Origin of the sequence: Streptomyces sp. NPDC053750, assembly GCF_044544295.1 — a bacterium.
Classification (GTDB): Bacteria; Actinomycetota; Actinomycetes; order Streptomycetales; family Streptomycetaceae; genus Streptomyces.
On record NZ_JBITXB010000006.1, the window covers coordinates 140,770 to 162,273 of the forward strand.

Consider the following 21,504-nt stretch of genomic DNA (forward strand, 5'->3'; position numbering starts at 1 on the left):
ATGCCCCCCGTCTTCGCCCACGGCCGTCTCCGCCTCTACCTCCTCAAGCTCCTGGACGAGGCCCCGCGCCATGGCTACGAGGTGATCCGGCTCCTCGAAGAGCGCTTCCAGGGGCTGTACGCGCCGTCGGCGGGCACGGTGTATCCCCGCCTGGCCAAGCTGGAGGCCGAAGGCCTGGTCACCCACACCACCGAGGGCGGCCGCAAGGTGTACGCCATCACCGACGCCGGCCGTGCCGAGCTGGCCGAGCGCAGTGGCGAGCTGGCCGACCTGGAGCTGGAGATCCGGGAGTCGGTCGCCGAGCTCGCCGCCGAGATCCGGGCCGACGTGCGCGGCGCGGCGGGTGATCTGCGGCGGGAGATGCGGGCCGCGGCCGGCGCGGCCCGCCGGGGCACCGGCTCCGGAGCCCCCGACGCGGGGAACGGGTCCGCCACCGACACCGCGGACGCCGACGAGAAGGAGGCCTGGCGCGCCGCCAAGGAGGAGATGCGGCGGGTCAAGCAGGAGTGGAAGGAGCAGGCCCGTCGCGCCAAGGACGAGAGCCGCCGCGCCCGCGAGGAGGCCCAGCGCGCCCGGCGCCAGGCCAAGGAGGCGCAGGAGCAGGCCCGGGTCCAGGCGCAGGAGGAGATGCAGCGCATCGCCCAGCGGGTCCAGGAGCAGATGCAGGACCACTTCTCGCGGGGCGACTGGCCGACGGGGCTGCGCGAGGGCCTGAGCGAACTGGCCAAGGAGGTCGGTGAGTTCGGGAAGGACTTCGGCAAGGAGTTCGGCAAGGACTGGGGCTTCGGCCGCACGGACACCACCGGCACGACCACCCACGGCCCGGAGCACCACCCCAAGACCCCCGAGCACTCCGCCGCGCCCGATGTCTCCACGACGCCCGCGTACTCCGCCACTCCCGAGGACTTCCCTGCCGGTTACGCTCCGGCCTGGGCCCACGAGGACGCCGCGGACTCCACCGGTGACCCGGCCCGCGACCTGGACCGGCTGCTCGACCGCTTCCGGGACGACATCCGCGACGCGGCACGGGACCACGGCGTCACTGCCGACCAGCTCCGCGACGCCCGCCGCCAGTTGTCGACGGCCGCGGCGCACATCGGGGTGATCCTGCGGGCCCCGAAGGCCTGAGCCCCGGCGCGGAGCGCCGTGCGTCTCAGGCGCAGGCCTCCCCCGTGCCGGCCTCCCCCGCGCCGCCGCCCAGCACCCTGGTCAGCGACTCATGGGTCACGCCGTGGTCGGCGAGCACCTCGGCCGGCACACCGGGACGGACGGTCAGGGCGAGGAGGATGTGCTCGTCCCCGATGCGCCGGTCACGTCGGGCGACGGCGACCCGCAGGGCCTTCTCCAGCACCTCCTTGGCGCCCCGGCTGAAGCTGCGGTGCCCGGGCCACCAGCGCTTGTCCTTACGGTCGCCGGACATCGCGCCGACGCCGTGCGCCTCCTCCACCCGGGCGACGATCTCGGACACGTCGATCCCCAGCCCGGCGAGGGCGTCGGTCTCGGCCTGCGACAGACCGGCACGGCGGCGCGCCTCCGCCAGGGACCGCCGTACGGACTCCTTTCGCTCGCCGGCTCCGAGCGCCGACAGCGCGAAGGAGGCACGACTGCCCTCGCGGTCCAGCAGGGCGAGCAGCAGGTGCTCGGCGTCGACGGTCTCCGCCTGCGCCGCTTCGGCGTACCCCACCGCCTCCTGCACCACGGCGCGGGCGTCCTTCGTGAACCGCTCGAACATCAATGCCTCCCGTACTTCTTGTGCACGGCCTGCCTGCTGACTCCGAGTTCCGTGGCGATCTCCTGCCACGACCACCCCTGGTTGCGCGCGCCGCGCACCTGCACCGCCTCCAGCTGCTCCAGCAGCCTCCGCAGCGCGGCGACGGCCCGCAGCCCGACCCGGGGGTCGCGATCACCCGCACGTGCGGCGAGATCCGTTGCTTCGCTCATGCCGTCAACATTGGTTGACAAAATCCCGGCTGTCAACCCACATTGACAGCCGGGAGGCGACCGGCCCGGGAGACGGCCGGCCGGGAGAGACCAGGAGGGAGATCAGGAACCGCTGAGCACGATCTTGCCGAACTGCTCCCCGGAGGCCATCCGCTCGAAGCCCTCGCGGGCCCGGTCCATGGGAAGCACCTCATCGATGACGGGACGGACGCCGGTGGCGGCACAGAAGGAGAGCAGGTCCTCCAGCTCGTCCTTGGTGCCCATCGTGGAGCCGACGACCTTGAGTTCCAGGAAGAAGATCCGGGTCAGCTCGGCATGGGAGGGCCGGTCGCCGCTGGTGGCGCCGGAGATGACGAGCGTGCCGCCGGGCCGCAGCGACTTCACCGAGTGGGACCAGGTGGCGGCGCCCACGGTCTCGATGACGGCATCGACCCGCTGCGGCAGCCTCGCGCCCGTTTCGACGGCCTCCACCGCGCCCAGCTCAAGGGCTCGCTTTCGCTTCGCCTCGTCGCGGCTGGTCGCGAAGACCCGCAGCCCCGCTGCCTTGCCGAGCACGATCGCGGCCGTGGCGACCCCGCCGCCGGCGCCCTGCACCAGCACCGAGTCGCCGGGACGGACCCCGGCGTTGGTGAACAGCATCCGGTACGCCGTCAGCCAGGCGGTCGGCAGACAGGCGGCCTCCTCGAAGGAGAGCTCCTTGGGCTTGGGCAGGATGTTCCAGGTCGGCACGGCGACCTGCTCGGCGAAGGTCCCCGGGTAGCGCTCGGTGAGGATGGAACGGGGCTCCTTGGGGCCGACCCCGTGACCGGACTGACCGATCACGGAGTGCAGGACGACCTCGTTGCCGTCCTCGTCGACACCGGCGGCGTCGCAGCCGAGGATCATGGGCAGCCGGTCCTCGGGGAGGCCGACGCCGCGCAGGGACCACAGGTCGTGGTGGTTGAGGGAGGCGGCCCTGACATCGACGACACTCCAGCCGGCACGGGCCTCGGGAGCCGGGCGCTCCCCCAACTCCAGGCCGTTCAGCGGCTGGTCGCGGTCGATTCGGGCGGCGTAGACAGCGAACATGACCTTGACGATAGGTTCCCCACCCGCCATCGGAAACCACCCGACCATGTGACACACACCCTCTTGCACCACCGCAGCTGCGGGCAGTCGTGCCTCCCCCGGTGCCTGAACGGCCTGGGAGGCACCCCGCACCGCCGGGCTGCGGAACCCACCCACCCCACCGCAGCGCCGCCCGCCCTACGAGAGACGGCATACGAGAACGGCCCCGTCCACCCGGACAGGGCCGTTCACAGAACCGCGCGTCACACCGTCACCGACGCGCAACCCCCTCCGCCCGAGCCGCCGCAGCCACCGCCGCCGTAACCGCCGGCGCAACCCGCTCGTCGAACGGCGACGGAATGACGTAGTCCGCCGCGAGGTCGTCACCGACGACCGACGCCAGCGCCTCGGCCGCCGCGAGCTTCATGCCCTCGGTGATCCGCGACGCCCGCACCTGCAGCGCTCCCGCGAAGATGCCCGGGAACGCCAGCACGTTGTTGATCTGGTTCGGGAAGTCGGACCGCCCCGTCGCGACGACCGCCGCGTACTTGTGGGCGACCTCCGGGTGGACCTCCGGGTTCGGGTTGGCCATCGCGAACACGAACGCGCCCTTGGCCATCGAAGCCACCGCCGGCTCCGGCACCGTACCGCCGGAGACGCCGATGAAGACGTCCGCGCCGGACAGCGCGGCCTCCAGCGAGCCGGACAGCCCCGCCTTGTTGGTGAAGGAGGCCAGCTCCCGCTTGACCGGGGTCAGGTCGTCCCGGTCCGCCGAGACGACGCCCTTGCGGTCGGCGACCGCGACGTCCCCGATCCCGGCCTCCACCAGCATCTTGGCGATGGCGACCCCGGCCGCGCCCGCGCCCGAGATCACCGCCCGAAGCTCACCCAGCGTCCGCCCGCTCAGCCGCGCCGCGTTCCGCAGCGCCGCCAGCGTCACGACCGCCGTGCCGTGCTGGTCGTCGTGGAAGACCGGGATGTCGAGGCGCTCCTGGAGCTTGCGCTCGATCTCGAAGCACCGCGGCGCCGAGATGTCCTCCAGGTTCACGCCGCCGAAGGACGGCGCGAGCCGCACCACCGTCTCGACGATCTCGTCGGCGTCCGTGCAGTCGAGCGCGATCGGGACCGCGTCCACGCCGCCGAACTGCTTGAACAGAATCGCCTTGCCTTCCATCACCGGAAGGGAGGCCTCGGGGCCGATGTCCCCGAGTCCCAGCACCGCCGTACCGTCCGTCACGACCGCCACGACCGACGACTTCCAGGTGTAGTCGTGGACGAGGTCGGGCTGCTCGGCGATCGCGCTGCACACTTTCGCGACGCCGGGCGTGTACGCCAGGGACAGGTCGTCCTTGTCGCGGACCGGCACGGTGGCCTGCACGGCCATCTTGCCGCCGCGGTGCAGCGCGAACGCGGGGTCGAAGCTGTCGAGGGGCTCCGCCCCTGCCTCCTGCTCCGCACTGGCGTCGCTGTCGCTGCGAGGATTGACGATCTCCGCTGCCACTTTGTCTTACCCCTTAAGAGTTCATGGATTGAGGGTTTGTCCACTCCTGGTGAGGAATGGGCGGGCACCGCGCAGAGAGATGGCCGCCTAGGCCACATGGGCCCCTGCGCGACGGACGCGCCGCACACGCGCCCTGAGCCCCTGATGAGGGGTGTAAAGAACCTTCTTACCCGACGGACGCCCCCCGCGACGAGTCCGATAAGTGCAAGCTCACATGTCGGACCTCGCACACCGCATGCCGGTGACATGGCTCATAGCGAGGGATCCGGACAACTTTCCGATACCCCTTGACAGGCCTGGGGAACAGACTTTCTACGACCGTGCACACCACCGAACCAGGTGGGCATTTCAAGAAATGCCGAAGATCTTCCGGCCGGAAGGGTCGATTCCCGCAAAGGTTCGGTCGTGATGTACCGACCTGGTCCGGTTCGGGGGGGCACCCGTTATCCGATTTTGACATGACGGCCCCCCTGAACGACCGAGTCCGAATGGCAAGATGCCGTAATCACACGAGGTCGCGACACTCGAAGGCGTGTGCTCTCGTCGACCCACGGCGCCTGTCGGTCCCCCGGCCGGCGTCCCGTCCCATCGGCAACTCCATCTCCCGCCGGAGGAACCACCATGACCGCAAGCTTCACCCGTCGTACGACCGCCGCGCACTCCCGGACAGCAGTGGTCGGTGCGATCGCGGTCGCAGGCGCTCTGCTGCTCACCGGATGCGGCGACCAGACCGAGAACAGCGACTCCGGCAGCGACACGCAGTCGGCCGCGGGTGCCCCGCTGGCCGATAAGCTCCCCCAGGCGATTCGCGACAAGGGCGTCATCAAGGTCGGTTCGGACATCGCCTACGCTCCGGTCGAGTTCAAGGACGACTCCGGAAAGACCGTCGGTATCGACCCCGACCTCGCGGACGCCATGGGCAAGCAGCTCGGCGTGAAGTTCGAGTTCGAGAACGGCACCTTCGACACCCTGATCACCGGTCTGCGCTCCAAGCGCTACGACATCGCGATGTCCGCGATGACCGACACCAAGGACCGCCAGGAGGGCATCGACTCCGAGACCGGCAAGAAGGTCGGCCAGGGCGTCGACTTCGTGGACTACTTCACCGCCGGTGTCTCGATCTACACCAAGAAGGGCGACGACCAGGGCATCAAGACCTGGGCCGACCTGTGCGGCAAGAAGCTCGTGGTGCAGCGCGGCACGGTCTCCGAGGACCTCGCCAAGGCCGAGAACGAGAAGTGCCCGGCCGGCAAGAAGATCTCCATGCAGCCCTTCGACAACGACCAGCAGGCCCAGACCCGCCTGCGCGCGGGCGGCGCCAACGCCGGCTCGTCCGACTTCCCGGTCGCGGCGTACGCGGTGAAGACGTCCGGCGGCGGCAACGACTTCCAGCTCGTCGGCGAGCAGGTCGAGGCGGCGCCGTACGGCATCGCGGTCGGCAAGGACAACACCCAGCTGCGCGACGCGCTGAAGGCGGCGCTCGACGCGGTCATCGCGAACGGCGAGTACAAGAAGATCCTCGACAAGTGGGGCGTGGCGGAAGGCGCCGTCACGGCGGCCACCATCAACGGCGGCAAGTGACCGCGCGGCGGGCACTGAAAGGCAACTTCCGTGACTGTTGACATCGACAAGAGGGCGGGCGGCCCGGGCGACACCCCGCCCGCCGGACCGGAGGCCATCAAGGCCATCCCGGTCCGCCACTACGGGCGGTACGTCTCCGCGGTCGTCGCGATCGCGCTGCTGGCCGCGGTCGTCTACGCGTTCTCCCAGGGCAAGATCAACTGGGACGCGATCCCGGACTACTTCTTCGACGACCGCGTCCTGACCGGCGTGGGCAAGACGCTCCTGATCACGATCCTCGCGATGCTGATCGGCATCTTCGGCGGCATCCTGCTCGCCGTGATGCGGCTGTCGAAGAACCCGGTGACCTCGACCCTCGCGTGGTTCTACATCTGGTTCTTCCGCGGCACGCCGGTCCTGGTGCAGCTGGTCGTCTGGTTCAACCTGGGCCTGGTCTTCGAGTACGTCAACCTGGGCCCGGTCTACCGCGACGAGTGGTCGGACTTCATGACGCCGTTCCTGACGGCGCTGCTCGGCCTCGGTCTCAACGAGGCCGCGTACATGGCGGAGATCTGCCGCGCCGGTCTGCTCGCGGTCGACGAGGGCCAGACCGAGGCGGCGCACGCGCTCGGCATGAGCCACACCAAGACGCTGCGCCGGATCGTGGTGCCGCAGGCGATGCGCGTGATCGTGCCGCCGACCGGCAACGAGGTCATCAACATGCTGAAGACGACCTCCCTGGTGTCGGTCGTCCAGTACGCCGAGTTGTTCCGGGTCGCCCAGGACATCGGCCAGACCTCCGGTGCCCCGGCCGAGATGCTGTTCCTGGCCGCGGCCTGGTACCTGCTGCTGACGTCGGTCTTCAGCGTCGGCCAGTACTACCTGGAGCGTTACTACGCCCGCGGCTCCAGCCGCAGCCTGCCGCCGACCCCGATGCAGAAGATCAGGGCGAACCTGTTCTCCCTGTCGAACCGCTCCAGCACGACGGGAGGTGCGGCATGACCGCCATGGTCAAGGCCGAGGGCGTCCACAAGTCCTTCGGCCTCGTCGAGGTCCTCAAGGGCATCGACCTGGAGGTGAAGTCCGGCGAGGTGTTCTGCCTCATCGGCCCCTCCGGCTCCGGCAAGTCCACCTTCCTCAGGTGTATCAACCACCTCGAGAAGATCAACGCCGGGCGTCTTTACGTCGACGGCGAGCTGGTCGGCTACCGCCAGAAGGGCGACAAGCTCTACGAGCTGAAGGACAGCGAGGTCGCCGTCAAGCGCCGGGACATCGGCATGGTCTTCCAGCGCTTCAACCTGTTCCCGCACATGACGGCCGTCGAGAACGTCATGGAGGCTCCGGTACAGGTCAAGGGCGTGACCAAGGGGCAGGCCAGGGAGCGCGCGATGCAGCTCCTGGACCGCGTGGGACTGGCCGACAAGGCCGGCAACTACCCCTCGCAGCTCTCCGGCGGTCAGCAGCAGCGCGTCGCCATCGCGCGGGCCCTGGCGATGGACCCGAAGCTGATGCTGTTCGACGAGCCGACCTCGGCCCTGGACCCGGAGCTGGTCGGTGACGTCCTCGACGTCATGCGCGACCTGGCCGAGTCCGGCATGACGATGGTCGTCGTCACCCACGAGATGGGCTTCGCCCGCGAGGTGGGCGACAGCCTGGTCTTCATGGACAACGGCGTGGTGGTCGAGTCGGGCAACCCGCGCGACGTCCTGACGGACCCCCAGCACGAGCGGACGAAGGCGTTCCTGTCCAAGGTCCTCTGAGTCCACCCCCGAAGGGGCGGTACGGGTCTCCCGTGCCGCCCCTCGGCGTGTGGTCCTACTTGAGCGCCAGCAGCAGCGTGTCCGACGGCGAGCACCACACCGGCCGCACCTCGCCGAAGCCCTTCTCGCGCAGCACGCGCGCGTGCCACGCCGCCGAGGGCATCTCGCCGTCGGCGTGCTCACCGTAGATCTCGAAGCGCCGCGCCGTGGGTCCGGCGAGGACCGGGTCCTTCGCGGCGAGCTGCCACCACTCGGCCCAGTCGAGGGCGCCCGCGCCCTTGGCGGCGTCCATCCGCGCGTGCCGCTGGGCGCGCTCGGCCGCGTTGATCCGGGGCGTCGTGTCGTCGATCATGTGGTCCGCGTTCATGAAGACACCACCGTCGCGGACCACCTCCGCGACCCGGCCGTAGAGATCCGCGAGGGGTTCGGCGTGGAACCAGTGCAGGGCCGTCGCGGTCAGGACGGCGTCGTAGGAGTCGTGCGGCAGCTTCGCCGTCCAGTCGGGGTCCTTGAGGTCGGCGGCGACGAAGGAGACCCGGCCGTCGCCCGCGAAGGTGCCCTCGGCGATGGCGAGGAGCGCGGGGTCGAGGTCCACGCCGGTGCTGGTGGCCTCGGGGAACCGGGCGAGCAGCCGGGCCGTGATGGTGCCGGTGCCGCAGGCGAGGTCGAGCACGCGCGGCGCGGGGCCGACGAGCGCCTCGACCATGTCGAGCATGATCCGGAACCGCTCCTCCCGGTCCGGCATGTACCACTCCTGCTGCCGGTCCCAGCTCTCCTGCCAGGCCTGCCAGTCGGCACCCGTCGTGGCGATGTCCGCGTCCGTCATCGTGCCCCTCCCTCACTCCTACACGTAATACCCTGGAAGCACGATCAGCTGTTACCTGACCGCAGGCACGACCATAGAGCCCCTTCGTAAGGACTACAAGTGGAACTGGCCTATTACTCGGATTACGCCGTACGTCTCGTCAACACCGAGGAACCGGTCCGGGGGCAGGACTCCCTGACCTCGGTCGAGGCCGTCCGCGAGCTCTTCGGCGCCAACCAGTCGGCCGCCCGCCGCGCCACGGACGCGGACGTGACCCGCTTCCGGTCGGTCCGGGGACGGCTGCGCGCGGTCTTCGAGGCGGCCGACTGCGGCGACGAGACGCTCGCCGTGGACCTGCTGAACTCACTGCTCCTGGAGTTCCCGGTGAGCCCGCAGATCTCCGGCCACGACCACCGCGACGACGACGGCAGCCCGCTGTGGCACATGCACCTGGCGGACCACCCGTCCAACGCGACCGCCGGTTTCGCCGCCATCGCGGCGATGGGCCTGGCCTTCCACCTCACGGAGTACGGCGTGGACCGGCTGGGCCTGTGCGAGGCGTCCCCCTGCCGCAACGCCTACCTGGACACCTCCACCAACCGCTCCCGGCGCTACTGCTCCGACCGCTGCGCCACCCGCGCCAACGTGGCGGCCTACCGCGCCCGCAAACGCCTCGAGGCGGACCGGTCGGTCAGCACCGGCCTGAGCGACGACAGCGCCCAGCGCGCCACGGCGAACGGCGAACGCTGACCCGGTCGCCGCGGCCGGTACCGCAGCCGCGCCCTGCCGAGCACGAGTTCCTCGGGGACGACCCCGTAGTCGGTGCTGTCACCGCCGGCGAACGCGTTGTCCCCGAGCACCCACCAGCCGGCCCCGCGCCGCTCGACGGCCCGCTTCACCACGAGCAGATCCTGCTGGAAGGGGTGCCGCAGCACGACGACGTCGCCCGGCCGGACCCGCGCCCCCCAGTGCACGAGCAGCACGTCCCCGTGGTGCAACGTGGGCACCATCGACGGCCCGGTCACCTCGGCCGGCCCGAACGGCAGGGCCCCTCTCGCGCGCTCGGTCTCCTGCGACAGCTGCTCCGGCATCACCCGGCACCTCCCCGGTTCTTCCTCCACCAGTCTCAGTCTCACCCCGGACTTTTGTCCTAAGCCCACGGGGGCACTCGCGAAATCGGGTCTCCCAGGGAGTAATGTCCCCCCTGAGAAGACGATCACGAGGAAGGAACGCTTCATGCTTTCCCGCCTGTTTGCCCCCAAGGTCACGGTCAGCGCCCACTGCGACCTGCCCTGCGGCGTGTACGACCCTGCCCAGGCCCGCATTGAGGCGGAGTCGGTGAAGGCCGTCCAGGAGAAGATGGCCGGCAACGACGACCCGCACTTCCAGACGCGCGCCACGGTCATCAAGGAGCAGCGCGCCGAGCTCGCGAAGCACCACGTCTCCGTGCTGTGGAGCGACTACTTCAAGCCCCCGCACTTCGAGAAGTACCCGGAGCTGCACCAGCTGGTCAACGACACCCTGAAGGCCCTGTCGGCCGCCAAGGCGTCGAAGGACCCGGCGACCGGCCAGAAGGCCCTGGACTACATCGCCCAGATCGACAAGATCTTCTGGGAGACCAAGAAGGCCTGACCCCTTCCGGCCCGCACCCGGCCCGCACGACGCCGAACACGGCGCCGATGACGGTCCGGGTGCGGTCTGTTTCCGGGCGACGCACTCGGCCGTCGCCTCGGTTCAGGAGTTCTCCGTGACGGTTTCCCGTGAGGGCTCGGCTTCTCGCGAAGGCTCGGCGGTCCGCGGCCGCGCCTCGGTTTCCCTGCCCTGGGCGCTCTGCTCGGGACCCGCCTCACACCTGGGGTTGCGGCACGGGCCGGGCGCCCACACCGGGACCCACGCGCCCAGCGTCTTGTGCCGCCGGACGACCGTTTCGACTGGCTGTCCGCAAACGGGACAGGCGTGCTTGTCGCTGTCCATGCCTCCAGCGTAGAACGGGCGACCGCTCAGCGCTTCCTGTCGTACGTCCGCACCACGACGCCGTTGCCGAACGACCGTACCGACTGCGGCACGAACTCGGAGACCGCGAAGCCGGAGCCGAACATGGGCATACCGGTGCCCAGCACGACGGGGTACGTCTTGATGACCAGCTCGTCGACCTCGTCGATCAGCTCGCCGGCGACGGCGGCTCCGCCGCACAGGTAGATGTCGAGACCGCTGTCCTCCGCCTTCAGCTCCCGGACCCTGCCGACCAGGTCCGTCGAGATGATCTCCACGTTCGGGTCGGGCGACCGGGTGAGCGTGCGCGAGGCGACGTACTCCCGCAGATGGGCGTAGGGGCTGGTGATCCCCTCCTTCAGGGCCAGGTCGTAGCTGGCACGGCCCTGGACGATCGTGTCGAACCGCTTGTTCGGCAGGTCGTCGACGCCGAGGGCCCGGCGGCCCTGCGTCGGCACCGTCTCCGGATACTCCGCCGTCAGGAAGCCGAAGAACTCCTCGTCGACGAACGGGACCATGAAGGACGCGTCGCCGTCCGGACCGCCGATGAAGCCGTCGATCGAGCAGGCGATGAAGTACGTGAGCTTGCGCAAAACGGCCTCTTTTCGTCAGGGCGGGTCACCTTCTCGGTCAACCACCCAGTCAACCACTCCGGGTATAGTACTTCGAACGTAGTGGTTGTAAACCGATTCCGGTCCGGGGATCGGGCGGTGAGGCAAGTGAGAGAGAGGACTCCGCATGGTCAGCAACCCGGAGCGGCGTGCCGCCCTGGTCGACGCAGGGGTCGAGGTACTCGCCCGCGAGGGCGCGCGCGGGCTGACGTTCCGCGCGGTCGACACGGAGGCGGGCGTCCCCGTGGGTACCGCGTCCAACTACTTCACGGGGCGCGAGGAGCTGCTCCGGCAGATGGACGCCCGCCTGCACCAACGGCTCGCACCCGACCCCGACGTGGTGGCCGCTCTGATGACCCGGCCGAAGGACCGCGCGCTGGTCGGCGCCTTCATGCGCGACCTGATGGACCGGGCGACGCGTGACCGCACCGGCTATCTGGCGCTGCTGGAGATGCGCCTGGAAGCCACCCGGCGCCCGGAGCTGCGCGCCTCGTACACCGAATCGCTGCGCGGTGACCTGGCGGAGGGCATGCAGTTCCACCGCGAGGCCGGGTTGCCCGGCGGCGACGGGACCGTTGTCGTGCTCTATCTGGCCATGCTCGGACTGATCCTGGAGCACCTCACCATGCCGGACGTCCTGTCCGGCGCCCTGCCCGGGGCGGACGTCCCGGACGACCTGGTGGAGCTGATCGTGTCGACGGTCGTACCACAGGAGCGACCGGAGCCGTGACGGCGGGAGGCTGGGCGCCGCGGATCAGACGCTCGCCGGCGCCCGCGGCTCCCGCCACATCGGCCACATCCGGGGACCGTCCGGCAGATCCAGCCCTCTGCCGGTGAATTCGAAGCCGAGGCGTTCGTACCGCCCCCGGCTGCGGGCGCCGCTCGCCTCCAGGTACGCGGCAGCCCCTCGCGGTCACAGCGGCCGAGGACCGACGCGATGAGCGCGGTGCCCAGCCCCTCGCCCTGCCGCCCTGGGGGCCACGGCGATCATCCACAGGTACGCGTGAGCACGGCCGGAGGGGTGGGTGCCGTCCGTCAGCCTGGCGATCAGCTCGACGCGTTCGTTGTCCGGGTCGACCTCCTCGCGCACCTGGGCGGGCCCGTCGTCGTCGCCGGTCTCCTCGCCGGTGTGCCCGTCCGCCGGCACCGACAGCCACAGCGCGCAGGCCGCACCGTCCTCGCTGAGGTCGGTGCGCCCGTCGGCGAGCACGGCGTCGGTGAAGGCGGCCATGAGCCGGTGGTGGGTCCGGCGGCGGTACGCCTCACCGGGGAAGACCCAGTTGCTCACGGGATCGTCCTGAAAGGCCTCGTCCAGCAGCCGGACCACCGGCTCCCGGTCGTCCGCCCCCGCCGCCCGGATCACCACACCCGTGCCCCGTCCGCCCTTCGGCTCTACTACGACCGCGCGTACGGCCGTTGAGCCCAGCCGTTGCCCGACGGCGGCAGGCGGGCGATGCTCCCGGCCCTCCGCCGGGGAGCGGGCCCCGCACACCGTGGGGAAGTGCGGGACCCGCCTGACCGGAGCCCTCGGCGGTGCGGCCGTACGTCGGTCAGGTGCCGTACGGCCCTGTACGGGCTCCGGGGTCTTGCGCCGGCCGTCAGGTGGTGCGCCGGGTCACGAACTCGGCCAGCGCGAGCAGGCCGCCCGCCGACTCCGGGTCGGGCACCGCGCGGGCCAGTTCCTGCATGGCCGTCGCCATCCGGTCGGCCGCCTGGGTCTGCGCCCAGTCCCGGCCACCCGCCCGCTCCACGGCCAGCGCTGTGCGCTCCAGCTCCTCCCTGTCCTCGTCGTACGGTGCCGCGTACAGCTCGGCGAGCTCGGCGGCGGCCGGAGTGCCGGAGGTGAGCGCGGCGACCACCGGCAACGACTTCTTGCGGACGGCCAGGTCCGCGCCGGCCGGCTTGCCGGTGTGCCGCGGATCGCCCCATATGCCGATGACGTCGTCGATGAGCTGGAAGGCCAGCCCGGCCTCGCGGCCGAAGGCGTCCAGGGCCTCGATGTCCTCGTCGGCGGCACCGGCGTACAGCGCGCCGACAGCACAGGCGCATCCCAGCAGGGCGCCCGTCTTCGCCTCGGCCATGACGAGCGTCTCGGCGAGAGTGATCTCGTCCGGGGCGCGCCGCTCCATGGCCGTGTCCGCGTGCTGCCCCTCGCACAACTCCATGACGCAGTCGGCGAGCCGGGTGGCCGCAGCCGCGGACGCCGGATGCGGGTCCGCGGCGAGCAGCCGCAGGGCCAGGGCCTGCAGGGCGTCCCCGGCGAGGATCGCGTCGGCGGCGCCGAACACGGTCCACGCGGTCGGCCGATGGCGTCGCGTGGTGTCCCGGTCCATCACGTCGTCGTGCAACAGCGTGAAGTTGTGCACCAGTTCCACCGCCGCCGCGGCCCGCACCGCCGCCGCCCGGGCCTCGGCTCCGCCGAGCGCGGCGGCCGAGGTGAGGACGAGCGCGGGGCGGATCGCCTTGCCCGCGTTGCCCGCCGCGGGCGTGCCGTCCGCGTGCTGCCAGCCGAAGTGGTAGAGCGCGGTCCGGCGTATCGAAGAGGGCAGCGAGGCGATGGCGGACCGCAGTTCCGGGTCGACCGACGCCCGGGACTCCCGCAGGAGGGCCACCGCCTCCTGGCCCTCGGGCCCCGCTGTCTCCCGGCCGTCGGACTCCCCCGGTCCCTGCCCGTCGGACGACGGTTCCGGCCCCTCTTGCCGCTGCGTACCGATGGGCCCGTGCCTTTCCAGGATGCCGGTGGGATGCCGCGTCTCGGCGGCGCCCTGCCGAGCCTCCGTCATGGACTCACCTCCCCCATACGCCCGCCCTCGTACCCCCGGGGTGTACCCGCCCGGGAGGGCGGGAACACGGCGTTCGGGAGACAGGGTCACCGCCAGCGGCCGATCTCGACGTTCTCCAGAACGCCGAGCGCGTCCGGCACGAGGACCGCGGCCGAGTAGTAGGCCGTGACCAGGTACTTGATGATGGCCTGCTCATTGATGCCCATGAAGCGCACCGACAGACTCGGCTCGATCTCGTCCGGGATGCCGGTGGCCCGCAGGCCGATGACACCCTGGTCCTGCTCACCGGTGCGCATCGCGATGATCGAGGTCGTACGGGCCTCGGTGACCGGGATCTTGTTGCACGGGTAGATGGGCACCCCGCGCCAGGTGGGAATGCGGTTGCCGGCGATGTCGATCGTCTCGGGGACCAGCCCGCGCCTGTTGAGCTCGCGTCCGATGGCGGCGATCGCCCGCGGATGCGCCAGGAGCAGCTTGGTGCCGCGCCGACGGCTGAGCAGCTCGTCCAGGTCGTCGGGGCCGGGCACGCCGTCGTGCGGCTGGATCCGCTGGTCGTACTCGCAGTTGTGCAGCAGGCCGAACTCGCGGTTGTTGACGAGTTCGTGCTCCTGACGCTCCTTCAGCGCCTCGACCGTCAGCCGGATCTGCTGCTCGGTCTGGTTCATCGGCTGGTTGTAGAGGTCGGCCACGCGCGAGTGGATGCGCAGCACGGTCTGGGCGACACTCAGCTCGTACTCACGGGGCCGGGCCTCGTAGTCGACGAAGGTGTGCGGGATGTCCGGCTCGCCGCTGTGACCTGCGGAGAGGTCGATCGCCTTCTCACCGTGCTTGTTGGTGCGCTGCTCCGGGATCGAGCGCAGCCGCTGGAGGTGCTCGCGCAGGGAGTCCGCGCGCTCCGCGACCTGCTCCACCTGCTGGCGGGGCAGCACGAGCACCGTGCAGGCGGTGACCGTGCGGGCGGTGTACTCCCAGATGGCGTCCCCGTCGAGGAGCGCCTGCTCGCCGAAGTAGGAGCCGTCGGCGAGGACTCCGAGCACCGCGTCGTCGCCGTAGGGGCCGGTGCCGACCTTCTCCACCTTGCCGTGCGCCAGCAGGTAGACCTCGTCGGCCTGGCCGCCGAACGAGGCGATCACCTCGCCCGGGCCGAACTCCCGCTGCTCACAGCGTTGCGCGAGTTCCGAGAGCACGTCCTCGTCATCGTACGACCGCAGGGCCGGCAGTTCGCCCAGCTCCGCCGGGACGACCTCGACGCGGTCGCCGCTCTTCACGAACGTCACCCGGCCGTCTCCCACGGCGAAGGTCAGGCGCCGGTTCACCCGGTACGTACCGCCCTGGATGTCCACCCAGGGGAGCGAGCGCAGCAGCCAGCGCGAGCTGATCTCCTGCATCTGAGGAACGGACTTGGTCGTGGTGGCCAGGTTCCGCGCGGCCGCCGTGCCGAGGCTCTGCTGCGGCCTGGTCTGCTCGGTGCGGACCTCTTCGCCTACCGACATAAGGAATTGCCCTCCCGGTCATGCCGGACGGCTGCGCCCGGCATCGATGTGCGGGGACCAGCCTTCCTCACGGAGCGTGCCAGTGCTATTACACGAAAGAGCGGGAATGGATCACCGACGGCCGGGGCAGACATGGGAACTTGCCCGTGCGAGGTTGTCCGAATCGACTCGCACACCGGCCGAACGAGCAATAGCGAGCGCTCCGTTTCGGTACAAGCACCGGTACGAGGCGGTCGCGCCCGGCGGCCGTCGCGCAGCGGGAAGGAGCCGGCCATGGCCTCACCCATGTCCGCGAGCAGTTTCCTCAGGGCACTGAAGGCGGAAGGCCTCACCGTCGTCCAGGTCGGCGACTGGCGGGACCACAACCGCAACCACAAGGGGCCCTGGGGACCCGTGCACGGCGTGATGATCCACCACACGGTCACCAAGGGCAGCGCGCGGACCGTGGAGATCTGCCGCAAGGGCTACGAGGGTCTGCCGGGACCGCTGTGCCACGGGGTGATCACCAAGGACGGCAAGGTGCACCTGGTCGGGTACGGCCGGGCCAACCACGCCGGTCTCGGCGACGACGACGTCCTGCGCGCGGTCATCGCGGAGAGAGCGCTGCCGCGGGACAACGAGGCGAACACCGACGGCAACCGGCACTTCTACGGCTTCGAGTGCGAAAACCTGGGCGACGGCGACGATCCCTGGCCGGCGGCGCAGCTGGAGGCCATCGAGCGCGCCGCCGCCGCGGTCTGCCGCCACCACGGGTGGAACGAGCGGTCCGTCATCGGCCACCTCGAATGGCAGCCGGGGAAGGTGGACCCACGGGGTTTCACCATGTCGTCGATGCGCGCGCGGATCCGCGACCGGCTGACCTGACGTGTCCACCGCGCCCGGCGGCGTGACAATGACGGGGTGACCGGCACCGACACCTGCGACCTCGCCCCGCTGCACCCCCGTCTGCCCTCTCCCCTCCAGGAGATCACCGACGAGCGGTTCGAGCGGCACGGCGTCCGGTTGCTCCTGAAGCGGGACGACCTGATCCATCCCGAGCTGGTCGGCAACAAGTGGCGCAAACTCGCGCCGAATCTCGCCACGGCCCGCGGTCGCACCGTCGTCACCTTCGGCGGTGCCTACTCCAATCACCTGCGCGCCACGGCGGCCGCCGGCCGGCTGCTCGGTCTGACCACGGTGGGCGTGGTGCGCGGTCAGGAACTGGCCGACCGGCCGCTCAACCCGTCCCTGGCCCGGTGCGCGGCCGACGGCATGCGGCTGCACTTCGTCGACCGATCGACGTACCGCCACAAGGCCGAACCGGAGACCCTGGCGGCCCTGATGCGCGCGGCCGGGGCCGAGGGCGCGGTCGTCGTCCCCGAGGGCGGCAGCAATGCGGAGGCCGTCCGCGGCTGCCGGGCGCTCGGCGAGGAACTGGGCGAGCACGCCGACGTGGTCGCGCTCGCCTGCGGCACCGGCGGCACGCTCGCGGGGCTGGCCGCCGGCCTCCCCCCGGGGCGCCGGACGCTCGGGATACCGGTCCTCAAGGGCGGCTTCCTGGCCGACGACATACGGCGACTCCAGGAGCGTGCGTTCGGCGGGCTCCGCGGCGCCTGGAGCCTCGACGACCGCTTCAACGGCGGCGGCTACGCCCGCACCACCCCCGAGCTCGACTCCTTCGCCGACGACTTCGAACGCCGCCACGGCGTGCCCGTGGAGCGCGTCTACGTCGCCAAGATGCTCCACGCCCTGCTCGTCCTCACCCGGGAGGGCGCCTTCGCCCGCGGGACCACCCTGACGGCGGTCGTCACCGGCCGCCCCTTTCCCTGAGCCGACCCTCCCCAGGAGTACCGCGAGCCCCTGGCCGCGGCCGACCGCGCCCTACGTCGTCTCCCGGTACGCCGCCGCCTCCTCCAGGTCCAGGCGGCGCAGCAGCGTCCGCAGCATCTCGTCGTCGATGTAGCGGCCGTCGCGCAGCCGGACGAAGACCTCGCGCTCGGCGCCGATCATCGCGCGGGACAGGCGCCGGTAGGTGTCGTCGACGGTCTCGCCGGTGACGGCGTTGACCTGCCCGAGCCGTTCCCAGACGGCGTTGCGGCGGCGCTCCAGGACGGTGCGGAGGCGGTCGGCGAGCGGGGCCGGCAGCGCGTTGCGCTCGTCGGCGAGGAGCTCGTCGAGGCGTTCCTCGGCGACCCGGGAGGCCTGCGCCTGGGCGTTGGCCTCCGCCAGCGTCTCGGCCTGTACGTCGCGTGCGGGGAACTTGAGCAGGCGGATCAAGGGCGGCAGGGTGACGCCCTGGATCACGAGCGTGCCGATGACCGTGGTGAAGGTGAGGAACAGGATGAGGTTGCGCTCGGGGAAGGGCTTGCCGCCCTCCACGGTGAGCGGGATGGAGAAGGCGATGGCCAGCGAGACCACGCCCCGCATCCCGGCCCAGCCGATCACGAACGGCCCCTTCCAGGAGAGGTCGCCCTCGCGCGCGCGGACGCGTGCCGACAGCCTCGGCAGGAAGGTCGCCGGGTAGACCCACACGAACCGGGCCACGGCGACCACCAGGAAGACGGCGACCGCGTACCAGACGGCGTCGGCGCCTTCGTAGGCCCCGAGCCCCTTGAGGACGACGGGCAGCTGGAGTCCGATCAGGGCGAAGACCGCCGACTCCAGGACGAAGGCGACCATCTTCCACACCGCCTCCTCCTGGAGACGGGTGGCGAAATCGACCTCCCACGCGCGGTGGCCGAGATGGAGCGCGACGACCACCACCGCGAGCACGCCGGAGGCGTGCACCTGCTCGGCGACCGCGTAGGCGACGAACGGGATCAGCAGGGAGAGCGTGTTCTGGAGGAGCGCCTCCTTCAGGTGTGTGCGCAGCCAGTGGAGCGGCACCATCAGCACCAGCCCGACGCCGACGCCGCCCACGGCCGCGATCAGGAACTCGCCGATCCCGCCGGCCCAGGTGGCGCCCTCGCCCACGGCCGCAGCCAGCGCCACCTTGAAGGCGGTGATCGCGGTGGCGTCGTTCACCAGCGACTCGCCCTGGAGGATCGTCGTGATCCGGGAGGGCAGCCCCACCCGGCGCGCGACCGCCGTGGCCGCGACGGCGTCCGGCGGCGCCACCACCGCGCCGAGCACCAGGGCCGCGGTCAGGGGCAGGCCCGGCACGATCAGGTAGGCGGCGTACCCGACGACGAAGGTGGCGAAGAGGACGTAGCCCACCGACAGCAGTGCCACGGGCCGCACCTGGGCCCGCAGGTCGAGGTAGGAGCTGTCGGTGGCCGCCGTGTAGAGCAGCGGGGGCAGCAGCAGGGGCAGGACGATGTGCGGGTCGAGGGTGTAGTCGGGCACGCCGGGCAGGTAGCTCACCGCGAGACCGGCCGCGACCAGCAGCAGCGGTGCCGGTACCGGCACCCGCCGTCCCGCCGCGGCGACCGCGGCGCTGCCCGCCACCAGCAACAGCAGCGGCATCACGTCCATCGTCCTCGCCCGCCCTCTTTTTCCGCGCGGTCATCCGCACACCCGTCGTAACCTGGCAATCATGAAACAGTGCACGCACGCCGAGGCGCTGCCGCACCCGGAACCGGAGCCGCGCAGTGAGACCTGCCCGGAATGTCTGGCGGAGGGCACGGACCCGGTACAGCTGCGGCTGTGCCTGGACTGCGGCCACGTCGGCTGCTGCGACTCCTCGCCGAGGCGGCACGCGACGGCGCACCACCAGGAGACCGGGCACCCGGTGATGCGCAGCTTCGAGCCAGGTGAGAGCTGGCGCTGGTGCTTCGTCGACCACGTCCTCGTGTGACCTCGGCCGGGGAAGGTTCGACCGTCTGACGCCTGGGTACGTCAACCCGGCGCGCGCTCTTCCGATTTGAGCCCGCCGAACCCCTAGCCACTGTGCGTGTTCATGTGTTTACTATGAGTGACAGCAAGGGGTTGGGGTCTCGGGGACAGGAAAGTTCGGAGCGCGATAACGTCACCGCTGAACCACGTATCGCGTTACCCCGAGGTGACCCTCGGCCCTGTAACGCTTGTACCACCTTGGAGGTGAGGGTGTCCCAGATCGCAGGCGAGCCCGCGACCCAGGACTTCGTCGAAGTCCGGCTGCCGGCCGCGGGTGCCTACCTGTCGGTGCTGCGTACGGCGACGGCCGGCCTCGCAGCCCGCTTGGACTTCACCCTCGACGAGATCGAGGACCTGCGCATCGCAGTCGACGAGGCCTGCGCGATCCTGCTTCAGCAGGCCGTGCCCGGCTCGGTGCTCAGTTGTGTCTTCCGCCTCGTCGACGACTCGCTCGAGGTCACCGTCTCGGCGCCGACCACGGACGGCCACGCCCCCTCGCGGGACACCTTCGCCTGGACCGTCCTGTCCGCTCTCGCGGGCAAGGTCTCGTCCGCCGTGGACGAGGACAAAACCGTTTCGATCAGCCTCTACAAACAGCGCGGCGCGGGACCCGGGCCGACGTGAGGAACGGGGACGGGCCTGTGCGGGACGAAGAGCGCGGCACACGGGAGCTGCCGGCCGAGGGCACTCGTTCGGAGAGCGAGGTCCGAAGCGTGGCGGACGGCATCGACGGAATCCCCGAGCAGGCCCGGCCGCACCCGGAGGACGAGGCCTCCCCCGAGGCCGTCGTCCCGGGCGACGGGCAGCGGACCGGGGACACCTCCGCCCGGCCCGTCCGAGCGGAGGCGAGGGCTCGGGAAAGGGCAACGGGCGGGACGATGAGCGAGCACGAGCGACACTCCGAGCACGAGCGACACTCCGAGGACGACGCGCCCGGCGCACGGGGCACACAGCGCACGCGCCACGACCACCAGGACCGCAGCGGGGCCCGTGCCATGTTCGCCATGCTGCGGACGCTGGAGAAGGACAGTCCCGAGTACGCGGAGCTGCGCAACCAGCTGGTCCGCATGCACCTGCCGCTCGTCGAGCACCTCGCCCGCCGCTTCCGCAACCGCGGCGAGCCGCTGGACGACCTCACGCAGGTCGCCACCATCGGCCTGATCAAGTCGGTCGACCGCTTCGACCCGGACCGCGGGGTGGAGTTCTCCACGTACGCGACCCCGACGGTCGTCGGTGAGATCAAGCGGCACTTCCGGGACAAGGGCTGGGCGGTGCGCGTCCCGCGCCGGCTCCAGGAGCTGCGGCTGGCCCTGACGACGGCCACGGCGGAGCTCTCGCAGCTGCACGGCCGCTCCCCCACGGTGCACGAACTCGCCGAGAAGCTGTCGATCTCGGAGGAGGAGGTCCTGGAAGGGCTGGAGTCGGCCAACGCGTACTCCACGCTGTCCCTGGACGTCCCGGACACCGACGACGAGTCCCCGGCCGTCGCGGACACGCTCGGCGCCGAGGACGAGGCGCTGGAGGGCGTCGAGTACCGGGAGTCGCTCAAGCCGCTGCTGGAGGACCTGCCGCCGCGGGAGAAACGAATCCTGCTGCTGCGCTTCTTCGGCAACATGACCCAGTCGCAGATCGCGCAGGAGGTCGGTATCTCGCAGATGCACGTGTCGCGGCTGCTGGCGCGCACCCTGGCGCAGCTGCGGGAGAAGCTGCTGGTCGAGGAGTAGCGGCTACTTCTCGGCGCCGCCGGGTCCCCGGATGCCGAGGGCCTGGGTCGTCGTGGGGTTCACGAGCAGCACCAGCGCCGTGACGGCCACGACACCGAGCACGATCCCCGCAGGGATCGCCACACTGTCGGCGTGCAGCAGGTTGTAGGCCACGGGCAGCGCCAGGATCTGCGTGATGACGGCGGGCCCACGGCTCCAGCCCCGGCGGGCGAGCAGCCCCCGGGCGGCGAGCAGCGGCAGCAGGGCGAGGACGATCAGGGTGATGCCACCGGTGACGGCCGAGGTGCGGTCGTCGGGGTGGCCGGTGAGTCCCCCCACGAGCATCCAGGCGCCGCCGGCGACGAGCGCCAGCCCCTCCAGTGCGGCCGCCGCGGCCGCGGCGGTCAGCCGGCCGGGACGAGGGCCCGCCTCTTCGGCGGCTTCCGGGGTGGGGGTCTGCTCACTGCTCACCCCTGAAGGGTAGCTCCCGGCAGC

General features: G+C 71.0%; 24 protein-coding genes and 1 pseudogene. 12 read left to right on the top strand and 13 right to left on the bottom strand.

The window, feature by feature from the left end:
* Complete coding sequence (locus ACIGO6_RS18915) at positions 1 to 1,128, top strand: helix-turn-helix transcriptional regulator (protein ID WP_399877348.1); 1,128 nt, start codon at positions 1 to 3, stop codon at positions 1,126 to 1,128.
* Between the two features lie 25 nt (positions 1,129 to 1,153).
* Here ACIGO6_RS18915 and ACIGO6_RS18920 read toward each other — a convergent pair whose 3' ends face one another.
* The 4 genes from ACIGO6_RS18920 to ACIGO6_RS18935 form a co-directional block, all read right to left on the bottom strand.
* Positions 1,154 to 1,732, bottom strand: coding sequence for a Clp protease N-terminal domain-containing protein (locus tag ACIGO6_RS18920; RefSeq protein ID WP_399877351.1), 579 nt, complete (start codon positions 1,730 to 1,732; stop codon positions 1,154 to 1,156).
* Positions 1,732 to 1,941: an HTH domain-containing protein gene (locus ACIGO6_RS18925; RefSeq protein WP_043383227.1), complete on the bottom strand. Its 210-nt coding sequence runs from the start codon at positions 1,939 to 1,941 to the stop codon at positions 1,732 to 1,734. The genes ACIGO6_RS18920 and ACIGO6_RS18925 overlap by 1 nt, the downstream gene beginning before the upstream one ends.
* Positions 1,942 to 2,043: 102 nt before the next feature.
* Complete coding sequence (locus ACIGO6_RS18930) at positions 2,044 to 3,009, bottom strand: zinc-binding dehydrogenase (RefSeq protein WP_399877354.1); 966 nt, start codon at positions 3,007 to 3,009, stop codon at positions 2,044 to 2,046.
* A 250-nt stretch (positions 3,010 to 3,259) separates the two neighbouring features.
* Positions 3,260 to 4,489 carry an NADP-dependent malic enzyme gene (locus tag ACIGO6_RS18935; RefSeq protein WP_399877356.1) on the bottom strand — a complete coding sequence of 410 codons (1,230 nt, stop codon included), beginning with the start codon at positions 4,487 to 4,489 and terminating at the stop codon, positions 3,260 to 3,262.
* Between the two features lie 621 nt (positions 4,490 to 5,110).
* Between ACIGO6_RS18935 and ACIGO6_RS18940 the strand changes: the two genes are divergently transcribed.
* Genes ACIGO6_RS18940 through ACIGO6_RS18950 form a run of 3 tightly spaced genes read left to right on the top strand, consistent with a single transcriptional unit; the run spans position 5,111 to position 7,809 of the window.
* On the top strand, positions 5,111 to 6,070 hold the full coding sequence (locus tag ACIGO6_RS18940; RefSeq protein ID WP_399877358.1) for an ABC transporter substrate-binding protein: 960 nt from the start codon (positions 5,111 to 5,113) through the stop codon (positions 6,068 to 6,070).
* 30 nt (positions 6,071 to 6,100) lie between these two features.
* Positions 6,101 to 7,051, top strand: a complete 951-nt coding sequence (locus ACIGO6_RS18945; protein ID WP_399877361.1) for an amino acid ABC transporter permease — start codon at positions 6,101 to 6,103, stop codon at positions 7,049 to 7,051.
* Positions 7,048 to 7,809: an amino acid ABC transporter ATP-binding protein gene (locus tag ACIGO6_RS18950; RefSeq protein ID WP_399877363.1), complete on the top strand. Its 762-nt coding sequence runs from the start codon at positions 7,048 to 7,050 to the stop codon at positions 7,807 to 7,809. The genes ACIGO6_RS18945 and ACIGO6_RS18950 overlap by 4 nt, the downstream gene beginning before the upstream one ends.
* Before the next feature lie 55 nt (positions 7,810 to 7,864).
* Here the strand turns inward: ACIGO6_RS18950 and ACIGO6_RS18955 are convergent, their stop codons facing one another.
* Positions 7,865 to 8,635 carry a class I SAM-dependent methyltransferase gene (locus ACIGO6_RS18955; protein ID WP_399877366.1) on the bottom strand — a complete coding sequence of 257 codons (771 nt, stop codon included), beginning with the start codon at positions 8,633 to 8,635 and terminating at the stop codon, positions 7,865 to 7,867.
* A gap of 99 nt (positions 8,636 to 8,734) precedes the next feature.
* On the opposite strand from ACIGO6_RS18955, the gene ACIGO6_RS18960 reads away from it, so the two are divergent.
* Positions 8,735 to 9,364, top strand: coding sequence for a CGNR zinc finger domain-containing protein (locus ACIGO6_RS18960; protein ID WP_399877368.1), 630 nt, complete (start codon positions 8,735 to 8,737; stop codon positions 9,362 to 9,364).
* Here ACIGO6_RS18960 and sodX read toward each other — a convergent pair.
* Positions 9,268 to 9,705 (bottom strand): nickel-type superoxide dismutase maturation protease, encoded by a 438-nt coding sequence (gene sodX / locus ACIGO6_RS18965; RefSeq protein WP_399877370.1) that lies wholly within the window; start codon positions 9,703 to 9,705, stop codon positions 9,268 to 9,270. The two genes, ACIGO6_RS18960 and sodX, sit on opposite strands and share 97 nt — an antisense overlap.
* Positions 9,706 to 9,850: 145 nt before the next feature.
* On the opposite strand from sodX, the gene sodN reads away from it, so the two are divergent.
* Positions 9,851 to 10,246, top strand: a complete 396-nt coding sequence (gene sodN / locus ACIGO6_RS18970) for a superoxide dismutase, Ni (RefSeq protein ID WP_019326937.1) — start codon at positions 9,851 to 9,853, stop codon at positions 10,244 to 10,246.
* Between the two features lie 102 nt (positions 10,247 to 10,348).
* Here the strand turns inward: sodN and ACIGO6_RS18975 are convergent, their stop codons facing one another.
* Both ACIGO6_RS18975 and ACIGO6_RS18980 read right to left on the bottom strand, forming a co-directional pair.
* Positions 10,349 to 10,588, bottom strand: coding sequence for a hypothetical protein (locus ACIGO6_RS18975; RefSeq protein ID WP_399877373.1), 240 nt, complete (start codon positions 10,586 to 10,588; stop codon positions 10,349 to 10,351).
* 26 nt (positions 10,589 to 10,614) lie between these two features.
* The gene (locus tag ACIGO6_RS18980; protein WP_399877375.1) at positions 10,615 to 11,199 is read right to left on the bottom strand and encodes a dihydrofolate reductase family protein; all 585 of its coding nucleotides are present in this window, start codon (positions 11,197 to 11,199) and stop codon (positions 10,615 to 10,617) included.
* Positions 11,200 to 11,344: 145 nt separating this feature from the next.
* Between ACIGO6_RS18980 and ACIGO6_RS18985 the strand changes: the two genes are divergently transcribed.
* Positions 11,345 to 11,947 (top strand): TetR/AcrR family transcriptional regulator, encoded by a 603-nt coding sequence (locus tag ACIGO6_RS18985; protein WP_399877378.1) that lies wholly within the window; start codon positions 11,345 to 11,347, stop codon positions 11,945 to 11,947.
* 24 nt (positions 11,948 to 11,971) lie between these two features.
* On the opposite strand, the pseudogene ACIGO6_RS18990 reads toward ACIGO6_RS18985, so the two are convergent.
* From ACIGO6_RS18990 to ACIGO6_RS19000, 3 genes and pseudogenes are all read right to left on the bottom strand, one after another.
* Positions 11,972 to 12,583: pseudogene (locus tag ACIGO6_RS18990) on the bottom strand (GNAT family N-acetyltransferase).
* A gap of 232 nt (positions 12,584 to 12,815) precedes the next feature.
* On the bottom strand, positions 12,816 to 14,000 hold the full coding sequence (locus tag ACIGO6_RS18995) for a family 2 encapsulin nanocompartment cargo protein polyprenyl transferase (protein WP_399877381.1): 1,185 nt from the start codon (positions 13,998 to 14,000) through the stop codon (positions 12,816 to 12,818).
* An 86-nt stretch (positions 14,001 to 14,086) separates the two neighbouring features.
* On the bottom strand, positions 14,087 to 15,493 hold the full coding sequence (locus ACIGO6_RS19000) for a family 2B encapsulin nanocompartment shell protein (protein ID WP_399877383.1): 1,407 nt from the start codon (positions 15,491 to 15,493) through the stop codon (positions 14,087 to 14,089).
* Between the two features lie 273 nt (positions 15,494 to 15,766).
* Between ACIGO6_RS19000 and ACIGO6_RS19005 the strand changes: the two genes are divergently transcribed.
* Entirely contained in the window at positions 15,767 to 16,357 is a 591-nt protein-coding gene (locus ACIGO6_RS19005) for an N-acetylmuramoyl-L-alanine amidase (protein ID WP_399877386.1), read from the top strand.
* A 36-nt stretch (positions 16,358 to 16,393) separates the two neighbouring features.
* Positions 16,394 to 17,302 carry a 1-aminocyclopropane-1-carboxylate deaminase/D-cysteine desulfhydrase gene (locus tag ACIGO6_RS19010; RefSeq protein WP_399877389.1) on the top strand — a complete coding sequence of 303 codons (909 nt, stop codon included), beginning with the start codon at positions 16,394 to 16,396 and terminating at the stop codon, positions 17,300 to 17,302.
* A gap of 51 nt (positions 17,303 to 17,353) precedes the next feature.
* On the opposite strand, the gene ACIGO6_RS19015 is transcribed toward ACIGO6_RS19010, so the two are convergent.
* Positions 17,354 to 18,946: a Na+/H+ antiporter gene (locus ACIGO6_RS19015; protein ID WP_399877392.1), complete on the bottom strand. Its 1,593-nt coding sequence runs from the start codon at positions 18,944 to 18,946 to the stop codon at positions 17,354 to 17,356.
* Between the two features lie 61 nt (positions 18,947 to 19,007).
* Here ACIGO6_RS19015 and ACIGO6_RS19020 point away from each other — a divergent pair, with 61 nt between their 5' ends.
* The 3 genes from ACIGO6_RS19020 to ACIGO6_RS19030 all read left to right on the top strand — a co-directional run bounded on the left by ACIGO6_RS19020 (position 19,008) and on the right by ACIGO6_RS19030 (position 21,030).
* The gene (locus ACIGO6_RS19020) at positions 19,008 to 19,268 is read left to right on the top strand and encodes a UBP-type zinc finger domain-containing protein (RefSeq protein WP_399877395.1); all 261 of its coding nucleotides are present in this window, start codon (positions 19,008 to 19,010) and stop codon (positions 19,266 to 19,268) included.
* A 248-nt stretch (positions 19,269 to 19,516) separates the two neighbouring features.
* Complete coding sequence (locus tag ACIGO6_RS19025) at positions 19,517 to 19,930, top strand: anti-sigma regulatory factor (RefSeq protein ID WP_003973726.1); 414 nt, start codon at positions 19,517 to 19,519, stop codon at positions 19,928 to 19,930.
* Positions 19,931 to 19,947: 17 nt separating this feature from the next.
* The gene (locus ACIGO6_RS19030) at positions 19,948 to 21,030 is read left to right on the top strand and encodes an RNA polymerase sigma factor SigF (protein ID WP_399877398.1); all 1,083 of its coding nucleotides are present in this window, start codon (positions 19,948 to 19,950) and stop codon (positions 21,028 to 21,030) included.
* Positions 21,031 to 21,033: 3 nt separating this feature from the next.
* Here ACIGO6_RS19030 and ACIGO6_RS19035 read toward each other — a convergent pair whose 3' ends face one another.
* Complete coding sequence (locus ACIGO6_RS19035) at positions 21,034 to 21,480, bottom strand: hypothetical protein (protein WP_399877401.1); 447 nt, start codon at positions 21,478 to 21,480, stop codon at positions 21,034 to 21,036.
* Between the last annotated feature and the right edge of the window lie 24 nt (positions 21,481 to 21,504).

What these genes read in the sequence shown, in the direction of transcription:
- sodX (WP_399877370.1), bottom strand. Translation starts at nt 9,705, where the DNA reads ATGCCGGAGCAGCTGTCGCAGGAGACCGAGCGCGCGAGAGGGGCCCTG.
- ACIGO6_RS18985 (WP_399877378.1), top strand. Translation starts at nt 11,345, where the DNA reads ATGGTCAGCAACCCGGAGCGGCGTGCCGCCCTGGTCGACGCAGGGGTC.
- ACIGO6_RS18930 (WP_399877354.1), bottom strand. Translation starts at nt 3,009, where the DNA reads ATGTTCGCTGTCTACGCCGCCCGAATCGACCGCGACCAGCCGCTGAAC.
- sodN (WP_019326937.1), top strand. Translation starts at nt 9,851, where the DNA reads ATGCTTTCCCGCCTGTTTGCCCCCAAGGTCACGGTCAGCGCCCACTGC.
- ACIGO6_RS18925 (WP_043383227.1), bottom strand. Translation starts at nt 1,941, where the DNA reads ATGAGCGAAGCAACGGATCTCGCCGCACGTGCGGGTGATCGCGACCCC.
- ACIGO6_RS18940 (WP_399877358.1), top strand. Translation starts at nt 5,111, where the DNA reads ATGACCGCAAGCTTCACCCGTCGTACGACCGCCGCGCACTCCCGGACA.
- ACIGO6_RS19015 (WP_399877392.1), bottom strand. Translation starts at nt 18,946, where the DNA reads ATGGACGTGATGCCGCTGCTGTTGCTGGTGGCGGGCAGCGCCGCGGTC.
- ACIGO6_RS18995 (WP_399877381.1), bottom strand. Translation starts at nt 14,000, where the DNA reads ATGACGGAGGCTCGGCAGGGCGCCGCCGAGACGCGGCATCCCACCGGC.
- ACIGO6_RS19005 (WP_399877386.1), top strand. Translation starts at nt 15,767, where the DNA reads ATGGCCTCACCCATGTCCGCGAGCAGTTTCCTCAGGGCACTGAAGGCG.
- ACIGO6_RS18950 (WP_399877363.1), top strand. Translation starts at nt 7,048, where the DNA reads ATGACCGCCATGGTCAAGGCCGAGGGCGTCCACAAGTCCTTCGGCCTC.
- ACIGO6_RS19000 (WP_399877383.1), bottom strand. Translation starts at nt 15,493, where the DNA reads ATGTCGGTAGGCGAAGAGGTCCGCACCGAGCAGACCAGGCCGCAGCAG.
- ACIGO6_RS18915 (WP_399877348.1), top strand. Translation starts at nt 1, where the DNA reads ATGCCCCCCGTCTTCGCCCACGGCCGTCTCCGCCTCTACCTCCTCAAG.
- ACIGO6_RS18975 (WP_399877373.1), bottom strand. Translation starts at nt 10,588, where the DNA reads ATGGACAGCGACAAGCACGCCTGTCCCGTTTGCGGACAGCCAGTCGAA.
- ACIGO6_RS18920 (WP_399877351.1), bottom strand. Translation starts at nt 1,732, where the DNA reads ATGTTCGAGCGGTTCACGAAGGACGCCCGCGCCGTGGTGCAGGAGGCG.
- ACIGO6_RS18955 (WP_399877366.1), bottom strand. Translation starts at nt 8,635, where the DNA reads ATGACGGACGCGGACATCGCCACGACGGGTGCCGACTGGCAGGCCTGG.
- ACIGO6_RS19020 (WP_399877395.1), top strand. Translation starts at nt 19,008, where the DNA reads ATGAAACAGTGCACGCACGCCGAGGCGCTGCCGCACCCGGAACCGGAG.